The organism is Oscillibacter sp. (assembly GCF_040505565.1).
In the GTDB taxonomy this organism is placed as follows: Bacteria; Bacillota; Clostridia; order Oscillospirales; family Oscillospiraceae; genus Oscillibacter.
Genome location: NZ_JBEUWZ010000014.1, coordinates 138,228 through 153,286 on the forward strand (window position 1 = coordinate 138,228; position 15,059 = coordinate 153,286).

Annotated in this window: 12 protein-coding genes; 10 read left to right on the plus strand and 2 right to left on the minus strand. The window is 53.2% G+C overall.

Annotated elements, in window-relative coordinates:
- Positions 1 to 7: 7 nt before the first annotated feature.
- Positions 8 to 1,609: an MBL fold metallo-hydrolase RNA specificity domain-containing protein gene (locus tag ABWQ15_RS08140; RefSeq protein WP_353908264.1), complete on the plus strand. Its 1,602-nt coding sequence runs from the start codon at positions 8 to 10 to the stop codon at positions 1,607 to 1,609.
- Positions 1,610 to 1,660: 51 nt separating this feature from the next.
- A complete protein-coding gene (rlmD, locus tag ABWQ15_RS08145; RefSeq protein ID WP_353908265.1) occupies positions 1,661 to 3,016 on the plus strand; it encodes a 23S rRNA (uracil(1939)-C(5))-methyltransferase RlmD in 1,356 nt (451 codons plus the stop codon).
- A 635-nt stretch (positions 3,017 to 3,651) separates the two neighbouring features.
- Here the strand turns inward: rlmD and ABWQ15_RS08150 are convergent.
- On the minus strand, positions 3,652 to 5,166 hold the full coding sequence (locus ABWQ15_RS08150) for a PucR family transcriptional regulator (protein WP_353908266.1): 1,515 nt from the start codon (positions 5,164 to 5,166) through the stop codon (positions 3,652 to 3,654).
- Positions 5,167 to 5,307: 141 nt separating this feature from the next.
- Between ABWQ15_RS08150 and ABWQ15_RS08155 the strand changes: the two genes are divergently transcribed.
- The 3 genes from ABWQ15_RS08155 to ABWQ15_RS08165 all read left to right on the plus strand — a co-directional run bounded on the left by ABWQ15_RS08155 (position 5,308) and on the right by ABWQ15_RS08165 (position 11,074).
- Positions 5,308 to 6,063, plus strand: a complete 756-nt coding sequence (locus ABWQ15_RS08155) for an SDR family NAD(P)-dependent oxidoreductase (protein ID WP_353908267.1) — start codon at positions 5,308 to 5,310, stop codon at positions 6,061 to 6,063.
- Between the two features lie 24 nt (positions 6,064 to 6,087).
- On the plus strand, positions 6,088 to 8,901 hold the full coding sequence (locus ABWQ15_RS08160; protein ID WP_353908268.1) for an oxidoreductase: 2,814 nt from the start codon (positions 6,088 to 6,090) through the stop codon (positions 8,899 to 8,901).
- 277 nt (positions 8,902 to 9,178) lie between these two features.
- Positions 9,179 to 11,074 carry a thioredoxin domain-containing protein gene (locus ABWQ15_RS08165; RefSeq protein WP_353908269.1) on the plus strand — a complete coding sequence of 632 codons (1,896 nt, stop codon included), beginning with the start codon at positions 9,179 to 9,181 and terminating at the stop codon, positions 11,072 to 11,074.
- A gap of 267 nt (positions 11,075 to 11,341) precedes the next feature.
- Here the strand turns inward: ABWQ15_RS08165 and ABWQ15_RS08170 are convergent, their stop codons facing one another.
- On the minus strand, positions 11,342 to 11,749 hold the full coding sequence (locus tag ABWQ15_RS08170; RefSeq protein ID WP_353908270.1) for a hypothetical protein: 408 nt from the start codon (positions 11,747 to 11,749) through the stop codon (positions 11,342 to 11,344).
- Here ABWQ15_RS08170 and ABWQ15_RS08175 point away from each other — a divergent pair.
- The 5 genes from ABWQ15_RS08175 (at position 11,736) to ABWQ15_RS08195 (ending at position 14,896) form a co-directional block, all read left to right on the plus strand.
- Positions 11,736 to 12,437, plus strand: a complete 702-nt coding sequence (locus ABWQ15_RS08175; protein WP_353908271.1) for a cysteine hydrolase family protein — start codon at positions 11,736 to 11,738, stop codon at positions 12,435 to 12,437. The genes ABWQ15_RS08170 and ABWQ15_RS08175 overlap by 14 nt on opposite strands.
- Positions 12,438 to 12,519: 82 nt before the next feature.
- Entirely contained in the window at positions 12,520 to 12,873 is a 354-nt protein-coding gene (locus ABWQ15_RS08180; RefSeq protein WP_353908272.1) for a CoA-binding protein, read from the plus strand.
- A gap of 152 nt (positions 12,874 to 13,025) precedes the next feature.
- A complete protein-coding gene (locus ABWQ15_RS08185) occupies positions 13,026 to 13,199 on the plus strand; it encodes a hypothetical protein (protein WP_353908273.1) in 174 nt (57 codons plus the stop codon).
- Between the two features lie 279 nt (positions 13,200 to 13,478).
- A complete protein-coding gene (locus tag ABWQ15_RS08190) occupies positions 13,479 to 13,793 on the plus strand; it encodes an ArsR/SmtB family transcription factor (protein ID WP_353908274.1) in 315 nt (104 codons plus the stop codon).
- Positions 13,794 to 13,882: 89 nt separating this feature from the next.
- Complete coding sequence (locus ABWQ15_RS08195; protein ID WP_353908275.1) at positions 13,883 to 14,896, plus strand: permease; 1,014 nt, start codon at positions 13,883 to 13,885, stop codon at positions 14,894 to 14,896.
- Positions 14,897 to 15,059: the final 163 nt, after the last annotated feature.

Sequence of the window (15,059 nt, forward strand, 5' to 3'; positions counted from 1 at the left end):
ATATTCCATGAAGCTCAGCTTTTTCGGCGCCGATCAGTGCGTCACCGGCAGTTGCCATTGCCTGGAGATCAACGGCAAAACCATCCTTGTGGACTGCGGCTTACAGCAGGGACGGGATGAGATATCCAACGAGGAATTTCCATTCAACCCCGCAGGCGTGGATTACGTATTGGTGACCCATGCTCATATCGACCACTCCGGCCGCATTCCCAAGCTGATCCGCCAGGGATTCCACGGTGAAATCCTCACCACCCGTCTCACCGCGGACCTGATGCGCATTATGCTGCTGGACTCCGCTCACATTCAGGAGCAGGACGCCGAGTGGAAGAACCGCAAGGGCGAGCGTGCAGGGCGCGCGCCGGTGGAGCCGCTGTACACCATTGAGGATGCTCAGAAGGTGGCGGAGTACCTGAAGACCTGCGAGTACGATGAAGAAATCAACCTGTGCGAGGGCGTACGGGTAAAATTTTCGGATGCCGGGCATTTGCTGGGTTCCGCCTCCATTTGGATGGACCTGAACGAGGGCGGCGTGGAGAAGACCATCGTTTTCTCTGGCGATATCGGCAATGTGGATCAGCCCATCATCCGGGACCCCGTTCACTTCCACGGGGCGGACTATGTAGTGATGGAGTCCACCTACGGCGACCGGAACCACACGGAGGTCTGGAGCTATACGGACGATCTGGCCAAGATCATCGACGAGACCATGGCCCGTGGCGGCAACGTGGTGATCCCTTCCTTTGCGGTGGGCCGTACGCAGGAGCTTTTGTACTTCATTCGGGAGATCAAGGATAGAAAGATGGTGAAGTCCAACCCGGATTTCCCGGTCTACATTGACTCTCCCCTTGCCAAACAGGCCACTCAGATCTTTACTGGTAACCTCCACGGATATCTGGACGAGGGCGCGCTGAAGCTGGTGGCCGACGGCACAAATATGTTCAATTTCACGAATCTCCGTATGACCGAGACGGTGGATGAGTCCCGTGCCCTGAATGAAGACCGCACGCCCAAGGTCATTATCTCCGCCTCCGGTATGTGCGACGCTGGCCGTATCCGCCACCATCTCAAGCACAACCTCTGGCGCCCGGAGTGCACCGTGGCCTTCGTGGGCTATCAGGGCGAGGGGACCTTGGGCCGCTTATTGCTCAACGGCGCGGAGAGCGTCAAAATGTTCGGCGAGGAAATCACCGTCCGGGCCAAAATTGTCAATTACACCGGCCTTTCTTCCCACGCCGACCGGGATCATCTGCTAAGCTGGATCTCCGATATCAAAGAGCCGAAGCCCCAGCATGTGTTCGTGGTCCACGGAGACCGGGAAGTGGCTCCCTTCTTTGCCCAGACCATCCAGGGCATGGGCTTTACAGCCCACGCGCCCCAGTATACAGAGGTTTACGATCTGGTCTCCTGCCAGCAGCTGCAGACGGGCTATCTTCCCGAACGCAAGGCGAAGGTTGTGGAGGGGACGAAAGTTTCCTCGGCGTACGAGCGCCTGGTGGCCGTGGGCCAGCTGGTGGTGGAAGCCATCAAGCGGGCAAAAAAGCGGGACAACAAGAGTCTGGCAAATTTCGCGGACCAGCTGAAAAAAGTGCTGGAGAAGTGGGATGTGTAAGGCGCCTGCCCCGCCCCCGACGGACGGCATTCTTTAAATAAGGATACAGTTATGGAACGTTTATTACTGAATCATTTCTATATCGGAACGGTGGAGGGCTACTCCAGCGAGGGCCTTGGTATTGTCCGAATCAACGGCGCGGTGGTATTCGCACCCCGCGCCGTCCGCGGCGAAACGGTGAAACTGCGCATTACGAAGGTGATGAAGTCCTGCTATGCCGGGGAGATCGAGTGCATTGCGGCGCCCTCGTCAGAGCGGGTGGAGCCGGACTGCCCCTATTTTGGCCGATGCGGCGGCTGTGCTTACCGGCATATGAGCTATGCGGAGGAGCTGCGGGCCAAGAAGCAGAAGGTGCAGGATGCGCTGGAGCGCATTGGGGGACTTAACTTGCAGGTGGAGGAGATTCTGGGTGCGAAGGACCCGCTCCACTACCGCAACAAGGCGCAGTACCCGGTGGGATCTGACGGCGCGGTGGGATTCTACCGCCAGCGGAGCCATCAGGTCATTCCGGTGGAGCACTGTCAGATCTGCGCGCCAGCCGCCGATGCCAGTGCCGGGGGTGTGGGCGCGTGGATGAAAAAGTACGGCGTCCCGGGCTATGACGAGAAAACGGGGAAGGGGCTGGTGCGCCATGTTTACGTGCGGATCAACCGCAAAGGTGAAAGCCTTTGCTGCGTGGTCTTCAACGGAAAAATCGCACCCCGGGAGCCGGAGCTGGCCGCTATGATTCTAGCCGCTGCGCCGCAGACCGTGGGTGTGGTGCTCAGCAGCAACACCCGTCGGGATAACGTGATTCTGGGCGACCGATACCGCACGCTCTGGGGACAGGATTTCCTGATGGACGAGCTGTGCGGCCTGCAGTTCAAGCTGTCCGTACCGTCGTTCTATCAGGTGAACCGGGAACAGGCAGAGGCGCTGTACCGCAAGGCTGTGGAGTTCGCGGAGCTGACGGGGACGGAGACGGTATTGGATCTGTACTGTGGTGCGGGGACCATTACGCTGGCCATGTCCGAAAGAGCAAAACGAGTGATCGGCGCGGAGATTGTGCCGGAGGCCATTGAAAACGCAAAAGAGAACGCCGCGCGGAACGGTATTCGGAACGCGGAGTTTTTTTGCGGCGACGCGTCGGATATTGCGGCGAAGCTGGAACGGGACGGTCTGCGATCTGAAGTAATCTGCGTGGACCCGCCCCGGAAGGGTCTGACGTCGGAGGTGATTGGCAGCGTTGCGGCCATGGAGCCGAAGCGGGTGGTATACGTTTCCTGCGACCCCGCCACGCTTGCCCGGGACCTGAAGCGGTTCGGGGAGCTTGGCTATCAGGCGGAGCGCGCCGTCGCCGCCGATCTGTTCCCGGGCACTTGCCATGTTGAGACGGTAGTATTGATGACGTATTGTGGTGATAAGTGAAAATCGAGGAGTTTGACCACAGGATATTGTGTTTTGAAGCGGAAAATGAGTAAAATCGAAAAAACAAGCATTTTTGGCCTCGACTTTTTGCCCCTTCTACAGATGACATCTCGTAATGGACAGATCAAACAAAAGTAAATCAAACAAATTAGGAGCGGTTACGTTCTTCGTTTTTATACGAGAACATAACCGCTCTTTTTTACTTCTGGATATAGGAAGATTGACTGAATGAAAACACAATGAGAGGATTGAGAATTATGACTGCACAATTCAGCGTATCACCAAATACGCAAACAGTGAATTTGAAATGCAACTGATCCCCGGCTTTACACCTCGTCGCAGCGGTATAAGCGAGAGCTGGTTTGCGTACAACGCCCACGACTGCGATTACAGTGTCTGTGCCAATATAATCAGAAAAAAATGCATCAGCCCTGACCGTTGCGTTTGCCTGCGCGAGGGGCTTGTGGGGAGTTGTGTCTCCTCCCACATTCACGGCGTTGATTTTGACGGCTACATGCTGATTCATACGGCAAAAGGCCTGTATGCCGGAACCAAGCACAACAGCCTGCCAGAATTAACTGACCCGGAACCGTAGAGGACCGTCGTAATAGACGGTCCTCTGCGGTATGTTTAACTTAAAAATCCCGGCCGGTAAAATGGTCAATTCGATAGGACATAGCCAGAAGAAACCGCAGGTTGCTGTTGCCGAGGTCGATTTGAGTCAGAGCTTGAATGCGCTCTAGGCGGTAATTGAGAGTATTGCGGTGAATAAACAGCTTCTGCGCAGTGTCTTTCACACTGCAATCACATTGCAGATAGGCTTCCAACGTGTGATAAAGGTTCATGCCGTTGTCATGGTCATAACGGCTTAAAACCGACAGCGCAGGATGGCAAAAAAGCCCCAGAGTTTCAGGGCTTCCATAGCTGTCCAACAGGTCGTAAAAGGAGTAGTCTGCATAATAGCAAACCGTATCGGGACGCTGCAGCTGCCCGGATAAATCCAGTGCGCGCCTGGCCTGAACATAGCGCTTTGCGAAATTTTCCGGTGAAAAAAATGTATTGGAAACGCCAATGCGCAGGTATTCCCCGCTGGCCAGGTCCTCTAAAATCTGTCGCTGTTCCACCGGCAGTTCCAGCGCGTCGCCCAGCGGAACCAGCGCGGCAATACCGTTTTCGTGGAAGGTAAACCGGGTCTGGGGCAGGCGGTACACCAGCTTCGCCGCCACGTCTTCCTTTAAATGCCTTTGCCCCAGGTAACGGGCCTGACGAATGCAGAGGGCGCAAAGATGGGGTGAGAATTGCAGCCCCACGCACTGGGGGGCAATCTGCGAGGGAGGCGCCCCAATCAGTAAATCATAGAGCAGTTTTTGATAGGCGGTGTTGCCGGGAATCATATACGGCGCATAGCGGGCAATGACATCCCCCACCGCAGCGCTGATGACGGGCAGCAGAAGCATATGCGCCGTGGAGATAGGTGTCTCTTTTTCCAGCATCAGCACAATTCCAACCAGTTTTTCATGGATGAAAATTTTACTGGACAACTTGCGCAGCGGCGAGGCGTAGCAGGTGACCACCACAGGGTCGGAAGTGGGCTGCGCGTTCTTCACGGAGTCCAGTTTTTGAACCGCGTTAACAAATTCATAGCTGCAATAGCCCTGCGCGATATTTTGCGCCCAGAGTGGGTCGTCGATGGTGTAAATGGTGGAGTGGACCAGCACCTTGTAATCCGTATCCAGCAGTACCACGGAGTTCCCCAGCTTGGATGCCGCCAGATTGACCACCGGTTCCAGATTGCCGGAGCGGGCGGCGCAGTCCATCAGTTCCCCGTAAAAACCCGATTCACGGGATTCATCCACAGCAGTCTTAGCGGCATTGACTGCCAAAAACAGCTCTCCGCAATCCACCAGAGCCAGACTGGAGGAACTGTTTTTCAGTGCCTCGCTGGCGGGAGTCCGCGCCAGAACGCACTGAGGCGGTAATTTACCGTCTGAAAGTTGTTCAAAGTATCCAAAATAAAGCGTAGAATTACGATATTCCGCACAACTTCCGTCGATCAGGGCAGTGTCTTTAATATCGAATAAATCTGTGGAGTGGATAATCTTGACCGAATTTCCTGCGGATATTTGATTGATCAGCGTTGTGAACAACATTTTCAACACCTCACCACCAGTATAGTGCATGATGCACAAACCGTCAACTTCTTTTCGTTTGGTACAACCGTTCATTTTGTCCGGACGGCTGATTATAATGTGGAAAAGCAAACCCAAAAAAATTGAAAAGGAGACCGTTTTATGAGACTTCAGGATAAAGTCGCAATTGTCACTGGTTCTACCAAGGGGATTGGCTGCGCCACAGCCAAGCTGCTGGCAGCCGAGGGCGCAAAAGTGGTCATCGTGGGTACCACCGAGGAGGCGGGCAATGCTGTGGTGGCTGAAATTCTGGCAGCGGGCGGTGAGGCATTCTTCCAAAAGACCAACGTTACCTCCGGCACCGAATTGGACGCACTGGTGCAGGCTGCGTTGGACAAATACGGCAGGATCGACATTCTGGTGAATAATGCGGGCGTGGGCGGCAGCCTTGCCAACATGGATCAGATCACCGACGAAGAGTGGGACAAGGTGCTGGCCACGAACCTGACCGCCCCGTTCCAAATCATGAAGCGCGTCATCCCCGTGATGGAAAAGGCGGGGGGCGGTTCCATCGTGAACGTAGCCTCAATGGCTTCCACCGGCGCAGGCCGGGGCGGCATCGCCTATACCACCGCCAAACACGGCCTGCTGGGCCTGACCCGTCAGGTTTCCCTGGATCACGGTCACGGAGGCATCCACATCAACGCCGTGCTGCCCGGCCCCATTGATACCCAAATGATTGCTCGGGTGCTGGCAATGCCGCAGCATCCCCTGAACATGAAGATCAAGATGAGTCCCGCAGGCCGTCCCGGTCAGCCGGAGGAGGTGGCAAAGGCCATTTTGTTCCTGGCTTCCGACGATTCCTCCTATATACAGGGTGCGGCGCTGGCGGTTGACGGCGGCTATACCATTTTTTAACTGAAATGTAAAGGAACGATGATGATGTACGAAAAACTGTTTTCTTCAGGGCAAATAGGCAAGGTCACCCTGAAAAATCGGCTGGTTATGTCTCCCATGGGCATTGGCCTTGCCAATCTGGACGGTACGCCAAGCGATGAAATGATCGCCTATTATGAGGCACGGGCGATCGGCGGCGCGGGTCTGATCATCCCTGAGATTACCCGGGTGAATGATGTCCACGGCCCCGGATTGATGCGCCAGCTGTCCGTGACCAGCGACCGTCACATTGCGCCGCTGAGCCGTTTGGCCACCGCCGTCCACAAGCACGGCAGCAAGTTGTTCATTCAGCTGCACCACCCCGGTCGTGAAACGGTGTCCGCTCTGCTGGGCGGAGCGCCGGTGGTCTCCGCCTCCGACATTCCCTGCAAGCTGCTCAATCAGCCCACCCGCGCATTGACGACGCAGGAGGTCAGGGAACTGGTCGGCCAGTTCATCGACGGTGCTGTCCGCGTGCAAAAGGCGGGCTGCGACGGCGTGGAGCTCCACGCCGCCCACGGGTATCTGCTCCAGCAGTTTCTGTCTCCCTATACCAACAAGCGCACCGACGAATACGGGGGCAGCTTTGAAAACCGCCTGCGTATCGTTGCCGAGATCATTTCCGGTATCCGGGAAAAATGCGGAGCTGATTTTCCCATCGGCGTGCGGCTGACTGTAGAGGAATTTCTGGATAAAACCGGCGTCACCGAGGATTACATTCACATTTCTGACGGCGTGAAGATCGCCATGACGCTGGAGCAGATCGGTATCGATTTCCTGGATGTATCCGTGGGTCTGTATGAAACCGGCATGACCTGCATCGAGCCGATTTCGTTCCAGCAGGGCTGGCGGCGCGACCTGATCAAGGCTGTGAAGGATCATGTCAAAATCCCCGTCATTGGCGTGTCTGTTATTCGTGAGCCTGCCGTTGCGGAACAGTTTCTCTCCGACGGCGTGGAGGACTTCATCTCCATGGGCCGCAGCTGGCTGACAGATGAACAGTGGGGCAAGAAGGTTCAGGAGGGCCGCGAGGACGAGCTTTGCAAGTGCATCAGCTGTCTGCGCTGCTTTGAGAGCCTGAACGAGTGGAACGCCGCTGGGCTTCCACCCGAGTGCGCGTTGAATCCCCGGATGGCCCGGGAGAAGAAATATGGGGATCTGCCTTATGACTCCGCCCGACACAGCGTGGTGGTGGTCGGTGGCGGCCCCAGCGGTATGATGGCAGCCAAGACGCTGGCCGAGCGCGGCTGTAAAGTGACACTGATGGACAGAGGTTCCACACTGGGCGGCACCGTCAATCAGGCAAAGGCACCCCCGCTGAAAGAGCGTATGGAGTGGGTTATGGACTACTACCGCGCCGCCTTTGAGAAGCTGGGCGTGGAGGTACGGCTGAACACCGAGGCTACCGCCGATCTGGTGGCGGAGATGCAGCCCGATGCCGTCATCGTCGGCACCGGCTCCAAGTCGGTCGTCCCTGCAAAAATCCCCGGCATCACGGGCTCCAACGTCTACACCGTGGAGCAGGTGCTCTCCGGCAAAGCCGACCTCTCCGGCAAGAAGGTAACCATGGTCGGCGCGGGCATCACCGGCATTGAAACCGCCGAATATCTGGCTGCCCGCAAAGCAGAGGTCACCATCGTCGATCTGCTGGAGCAGGTGGCGCCCCTGGCCAACCACACCAATGTGGCCGATGTATGCGGACGGCTGAGCAAGTACGGAACAAAGTTCCTGCTCGGTCACGCGCTGCAGGAAATCAAGCCGGACGGCGTGGTACTGGAAAAGCAGGCCGACAAATCCGTTGTTACCATTCCCTCCGACGCGGTGGTCGTGTCTCTGGGATACAGACCCGACACCGCGCTGGCGGAGGCATTAAAGGGAAAAGGCTTGCAGGTTATTGCCGTGGGCAGCGCCGTGAAAGACGGCACCATTGCTCCCGCTACCCGCACCGGCTACGAGGCTGGCCGCTCATTGTTTGTGAAGCAGCCCAAGGTCACCACATTTTATACCCCCGCCGATGAGCTGCCCAATTTTGGCAAGGTGTCTCTGATGGATGAGCAGGAGGGCCTGTACATGGCCTATCTGACCGACCCGGCGGCAATTGCCCGAATTCTGCCACCGCCGCTGAAGCCCTTTTCCATGCCGGTGGTGACGCTGTCGGTCTGCCACATCCGCAAACCCACCTTTGCCGACGACTACTACGAGGCAATCCTAGGCGTGTACTGCACCTACGGCAAGTCCTTGGGTTTGTACCCCATCTCTCTGGTCCTGGGCGGACCGGGCGCGGAAATGGCCGTTCAATGCGGCCGGGACAACGGCTCCATTCCCAAGAAGCTGGGGGCGGAGTTCGTCATCCGCCGCAACGGAGCTACCGTCACCGCAGGCGTCGCTCGCAGGGGAACGCAGCTGGTGGATTTGAAGCTGGAGCTAGGCCATTATAATAGTCCCTTGACTCACGCGCTCTATCAGGCCCCCGCAGCAGGTAAGCAGGTTTTCGGCGGCGGTTTCTACTTTCATTTCGACCGTGAACCGGATGAAAACGGCGTCAGCCGTTTCATGAACGGCGCGCTGCTGCAAAACCTGTGCGAGTACAACTACAAGTCCTGGGAACCGGGCTTCGCCGATCTCAAGCTGCAATCCTCCCCGGATGACCCGTGGGCTGAGCTGCCCATCAATACCATCGTCGGCGGCGCTTATTCCAACAATAGCCTGCTGGTGCACAAGCTGAATCTGGTGGAGCATTTGGACGCGGAGGCCATCGTTCCCTATCTGTTGACCGGGCGTTATGACCGCACGGCGTTTATGGAGACCGGAAGAATTTAATTCACGGTACACTGTTTGCGCCTGCCACATTGACGTACTCATTCCATCCAATTTCGCTTTAGTTAATTAAACTGTGCCCCGCTTGTTATACAGTATGATATACTGTATAACAAGCGGGGCGTTTTATTATAGGAAGAGGAATGCCGACAGACAGCAGAATTTAAACGGCCTGAAACGGCCGCATCCGGTGAGACTCTGGCGTTGGAAACCCTTGGAATAAAAACTGGTCATCTGGGGAAATTTATCTGAAACAGTCAAACTTGTTATAAGGAAAGAAGTGACAATTATCAGCAGTGAAAATCCCAATCGACTGGTCAATGAGAAATCACCCTACCTTCTCCAGCATGCATATAATCCTGTCGAATGGTACCCGTGGGGCGAAGAAGCTTTTGAAAAAGCAGAGCGCGAAAACAAGCCGGTCTTTCTGTCCATAGGCTATTCAACCTGTCATTGGTGCCATGTGATGGCCAAGGAAAGTTTTGAGGATCCGTCCGTTGCCGAAGCGCTCAATCAATCCTTTGTTTCCATCAAGGTGGACCGGGAAGAACGGCCGGATATCGACAATATTTATATGCGTGTTTGTCAGACATTCACCGGTGGAGGCGGGTGGCCTACAAGCATTTTCATGACCGCAGATCAAAAGCCCTTTTTTGCCGGAACCTATTTTCCCAAAGCTTATTTTCTTGATTTACTGAAGGCAATCAGCGAAAAATGGGCGGAGGATCAATCCGCCTTGCTGAACCAGGGCAAAAGAATATCGGAAGCTCTTAGTCAACCAACAAACTTTTCGCAAACGCTCCAAACCGCGCCGATTCATGCGGCGGTATCTGCATTGAAGCAAACCTTTGATGAAGAATTCGGCGGGTTTGGACAGGCTCCGAAATTTCCAACGCCGCATATCCTATATCTGCTGCTGAAAACCGAGCCGGATATGGCTGAAAAAACGCTGATTCAGATGTATAGGGGCGGCATCTTCGATCACATTGGCTTTGGCTTTTCCAGATACTCCACCGATCGGTTCTGGCTTGTCCCGCACTTTGAAAAAATGCTGTATGATAACGCGCTGCTTGCCACGGCCTACCTGATGGCGTTTGAGCTGACCGGCAAAGAAATCTATCGGTCTGTGGCAGAGAAAACCCTCCTATATATGAAACGAGATCTGGGAAGTCCCGACGCAGGCTTCTTCTCCGCACAGGATGCCGACAGCGACGGCGAGGAGGGGAAATATTATGGATTGAAACCGGAAGAATTGACTGCGCTTCTGGGCGAAACGGATGGCCGCCGATTCAACGCGTATTTCGGCATCACGCAAAACGGAAACTTTGAAGGGCGGAATATCCCCAATCTGATCAATAACGGCAAAATTGATTCTTCGATGGATGAGTTCCTGCCAAAGGTATACGAATACCGCAAATCCAAAACTTCCCTTCGGACGGACCACAAAATACTGACCTCTTGGAACGCACTGGCACTTGCAGCTTATGCCAACGCCTACAGGATACTCGGGACGCAGGCGTACCTTGATATCGCTTTGAAGACCGTGGGTTTTATGGATCGGGAGCTGACGGACGGCGACACCGTGTTCTCCGGCGTTACAAGCGGAGTGCGCGGAAGCGTCGGCCTTTTGGATGACTATGCCTTTTATATTTACGCGCTGATCTGTCTGCACCAGGCCACACAGGACCCTGTATTTCTAGCAAGGGCGCAAAGTTTGCAAAGCAAGGCGATTTCAGAATATTTTGATCAGGAAGACGGCGGATTTTTCTTCTCCGGGAAGAGTAATGAAAAACTTATTTTCAATCCAAAAGAAACCTATGATGGCGCAATGCCATCCGGCAATTCCGTGATGGTATATAATCTGACGAGGCTATATGCTCTAACAAACGCAGACGCATTTTATACTGTTTTAAAAAAGCAGGAGGCGTTTATGAATGCTTCCTCGGCCGGGTACCCTCCCGGAAATAGCTTTTACCTCTACTCCATGCTCCCGACTACCGAGATCGTCTGCGTCTTAAAAGAATGCTCTGATCTGAACAAAATCAAAATTAAATCTGACTGGATCTTCAAGGTGACGAAGAACTCCGCTCATCCGCTGCTTAACGGAGCAACTACCTATTATGTGTGCGGAGACGGCGTCTGTCTGCCGCCTTCCAACAAAATCCCGGAGCATTAAAAAATGAAAAATTTTATAATTCCAAACAAACGGAAGTGAACGTAAAACTCTCAGTTCGGACATCCACCAATGTGGATTTCTTTTCCTCTATAAAAGCCCGGAATTCTGGATAAACTAGTCCGGAGTCAGAGACTCAGAAAGGGGTATTTTTATGGATAAGAGTTTGGAAGAAGCAAAGAAAATAACTGCAAAATCTCGGCCGTCAAAAAGCGCGCAGCCCGGAAGCTCCTATAACGATATGAATGAATCTGCCCTTCAGCAGGCCCGTCAGGAAAATAAGAAGTCAACCAACTCCGCGACCAATTCCGCAATGAATTTTGCGACCAATTCCGCGATGAATTCCGCAACTAGCTTTGCAAGCGACTCGGTCATTCCTTCCTCCGGTTCCGGTATGCCCGGCGATCCCGCAGTGGAAGAAGCGAGGAAAGCAAACGAAAAGTCCAGACAAAACAAGGGGAAGTAAAACCGCTTACTCCAAATAACTGCTGAAAACGGCAGCTGCACACAAGCCGGAGCACCAACAGGACGCTCCGGCTTGCTTTGCGCTTTCAAAAGATTACATCCCGGGTGCATAAAGCCGGAATTTGGATGAATGACCTTGCCAGCAAATTCAATTTTTGTTATACTGTCATTAAAAACAGAGGGAAAGGGATGCTCCTGAATGAGAGAAAACACAACAAGGTCCGCGCTGCTGGTCATTGACATGGAAAATGCTTTTATTAACAAAGAAAGCCCCCTGTGCAATCCGATGGCCGAAGCAACGATTCCTGCCTGCACCCGCGCTGTAAACGGTGCAAGGGGGAAGAACGTCCCCGTCTTTTTTGTAAAGCGGATTTACCGGAGCGACGGTTCCGATGTGGAGTATACCCGTTACAAGCGCTGGGAAGAAGGCGGGCGGCCGCTTGGCCCTTCCAGCACCGGCAAATGTTCCGCCCAGGCCCCGGAGGGCCTTCGGCCCATGCGGGGCGACTACACAATTATCAAGCCGCGCTTCAGCGCGTTTTTTCATACGGAGCTGGATCTGATTCTTCGCAGGCTGCAGGTAAAAACAGTGATTCTCTGCGGAACCGCAACGCCGAACTGTATCAGAACAACCGCGTATGACGCGATTTCGCTGGATTATGAGGTGATGATTCTAAAGGATTGCTGCTCCTCAATTACTCAGGAAATACAAGACGCCAACCTTGCGGACATGGAGAGAATTGGAGTTCAGCTTATGACGAGTACGCAATTTGAAGACTATCGGAAAGCCTCGGACGAAAATGCCGCGCAGACCATACTGGAGAAAATGGAGGCGTCTGATATTGCTCCGGAGCCGTTCTCGGATTCACAGTTGGATGTTCGCTCTGTTGACCACTGGTGATTTTTCATTTTTGTTGCTATGCGGCGGATCTGTGATAGAATTTCCTTGAGAACGCAAAATAGAACTATTTGGAGGTTGCTTTATGGAACTACAGGAGATCATGAAGAAGCGTGTTTTTGCTGTTGTGGGAGATACTCTGAATTCGGAGAAATATGCCTATAAAATCAAGCAGGGCCTCACGGAAAAGGGGTACAAGGTCTTTGCCGTCGGCAAGGAGCTTTCCTCGATCAATGACGTTCCGGAGGAAATTGACGTCATTGACCTGTGCATTCACCCGGCCAAAGGGCTTGCATTGATGCAGGAGTGTAAAAAGAAGTTTCAATGCGCGGTCATTCAGCCCGGCGCCGAAAGTGAGGAGCTGATTGCCTATCTGAAGGAAAATCAGCTGCCGTATATGAACGGATGTCTGCTTGTCGGACTCAGCTTATACGCCTGATTCGTTTCAGCATGAATTCGGCCCCTTTGGCATTTTGAATTTTCGGAACGGGCAATTCATGGGCGCATCCGCCGGGGGCAACTTCCAGATACTGATACTGATCGGATGGGTTATAGATTGCTTTTTGGGAAACCATATGCAAGGGTGATGAAATGGGATTAACCTATACCGACATGTACGCAAATATCGGCCCAGATCCGAGTGCGGCGGCATATTTCAATGACCTTCCTGAAGTAATTCAGGCGCAGATCCTGGCAAAAGATCCTCCTCCAAGCTCTCTCGACGCGCTGAAAAAGCTGGCCAAGGAGGCCGATTATATTTTCTGATTCCCGGGGCTAGCCGTGCAGACCATGACAGTCTATCACGTAATAAACGATACCGCCGCCTTTCACTCAAATGAAGGCGGCGGTATCGTTCTGTTCAATGGTTATGCTCAGCTTCCGATACAAATAGATCCGCTCCGTTTTTTGCCTGTATCCCATGGTATGGCTTGAGAGTTCTGTGTGTTCGGCTGATGAACCTATCAATCATATTTTATATTGACAAAAATTGATTTGAAGCATATACTGTTGACATATCAAATAATGTTGATATGAGGTGATGCTTTGGAAACAATTTATGAAGAACACGCAAAGGTGTTCAAAGCATTCTGCGATGAAAAGCGCCTGAGAATACTTGAACTTCTGCGCGGCGGTGAGAAATGCGCCTGCGTTTTATTGGAGCAGTTGGACCTGGGGCAATCGGGACTGTCCTATCACATGAAGATTCTGGTGGAGTCAGGCATTGTGGAAAGCCGGCAGGAGGGAAAATGGACGCACTATAAAATCAGCGAGAAGGGCAGCGTTTATGCCGGCGCTCTGCTGAAGAAACTGACAACGCCCAACGCGGAAACAGAAGAGAATATCTGCTGCAAATCCTAAAAGCCATCGCCCGATGGCTTTTAAAAACCACAATAAATCAAAATTGTTTGATTTGTATGTCCGTTTATGGAAAGCGAGGTTTCTATTTTATGCAAATACTGAAATCGATTTGGGATTTTTTTCAGTATCAGATACTCGCCATGAAATGGCTGAACCGTGTCATTGGAAGCGGTTTAACGGCCCTGGGACTGGATTTAAGCAATCGTTGGGTCGGGAGTATTCAGTTTTTCCTGTATGACGTTATAAAGATTACGGTGCTGCTGTGTTTTTTGATTTTTCTCATCAGCTATATTCAGAGCTATTTCCCGCCGGAGCGAAGCAAAAAGATCCTTGGGCGGTTTCACGGGCTCTGGGCTAACTGCATTTCGGCACTTTTGGGGACGGTGACGCCGTTTTGTTCCTGCTCCTCCATACCGCTGTTCATTGGCTTCACCTCCGCGGGGCTTCCGGTGGGCGTGACGTTTTCGTTCCTGATTTCTTCCCCCATGGTGGATCTCGGGTCGCTGCTGTTGCTGATGAGCATTTTTGGCGCAAAGATCGCTATCATCTATGTGGTCGTCGGTCTGATCGTCGCGGTCGTCGGTGGTACGATTATTGAGAAGCTGCACATGGAGAACTATGTGGAGAGCTTTATTCTGAATGCCGGCAGCGTGGATATCGAAGCGCCGGACCTGACAAAGAAGGACCGGCTGATTTACGCAAAGGAGCAGATGCTGTCCACCTTTAAAAAGGTGTTCCCCTATGTTCTGATCGGCGTGGGAATCGGCGCGATGATCCACAACTGGATTCCGGAGGGATGGGTGTCCGCGGTACTTGGCAGCAGCAATCCGTTCGGTGTTATACTGGCGACGCTTGTCGGCGTCCCGATGTATGCCGATATCTTCGGTACGATTCCCATTGCGGAGGCTCTGCTGTCCAAAGGGGCGCAGCTTGGCACCATTTTGTCGTTCATGATGGCGGTTACCACATTGTCCCTGCCATCGATGATCATGCTCCGCAAGGCGGTCAAGCCGAAGCTGCTGGCGCTGTTTATCGCAATCTGTACGGTGGGCATTATCTTGGTGGGTTACTTTTTCAACGCTATTCAGGGATTTATTATATAAGAGGGAGAGCGGAGTACGGATCATCTGAAAGCTTTCTATGAGGGAAAAACCAGTAAATCAGCCTGTTCCTGCGGGGACAGCTGTTGCTGATTGATTAAATCAATTTATAAAGATTAACTATTAGAAGTCAACCCCAAAACTGAGGATGGAGGTAAAAAGACAG

Excerpts from the sequence above, each read along its gene's own strand:
- ABWQ15_RS08160 (WP_353908268.1), top strand. The coding sequence starts at position 6,088 with ATGTACGAAAAACTGTTTTCTTCAGGGCAAATAGGCAAGGTCACCCTG.
- ABWQ15_RS08180 (WP_353908272.1), top strand. The coding sequence starts at position 12,520 with ATGGAACTACAGGAGATCATGAAGAAGCGTGTTTTTGCTGTTGTGGGA.
- ABWQ15_RS08150 (WP_353908266.1), bottom strand. The coding sequence starts at position 5,166 with ATGTTGTTCACAACGCTGATCAATCAAATATCCGCAGGAAATTCGGTC.
- ABWQ15_RS08175 (WP_353908271.1), top strand. The coding sequence starts at position 11,736 with ATGAGAGAAAACACAACAAGGTCCGCGCTGCTGGTCATTGACATGGAA.
- ABWQ15_RS08155 (WP_353908267.1), top strand. The coding sequence starts at position 5,308 with ATGAGACTTCAGGATAAAGTCGCAATTGTCACTGGTTCTACCAAGGGG.
- ABWQ15_RS08195 (WP_353908275.1), top strand. The coding sequence starts at position 13,883 with ATGCAAATACTGAAATCGATTTGGGATTTTTTTCAGTATCAGATACTC.
- rlmD (WP_353908265.1), top strand. The coding sequence starts at position 1,661 with ATGGAACGTTTATTACTGAATCATTTCTATATCGGAACGGTGGAGGGC.
- ABWQ15_RS08140 (WP_353908264.1), top strand. The coding sequence starts at position 8 with ATGAAGCTCAGCTTTTTCGGCGCCGATCAGTGCGTCACCGGCAGTTGC.
- ABWQ15_RS08185 (WP_353908273.1), top strand. The coding sequence starts at position 13,026 with ATGGGATTAACCTATACCGACATGTACGCAAATATCGGCCCAGATCCG.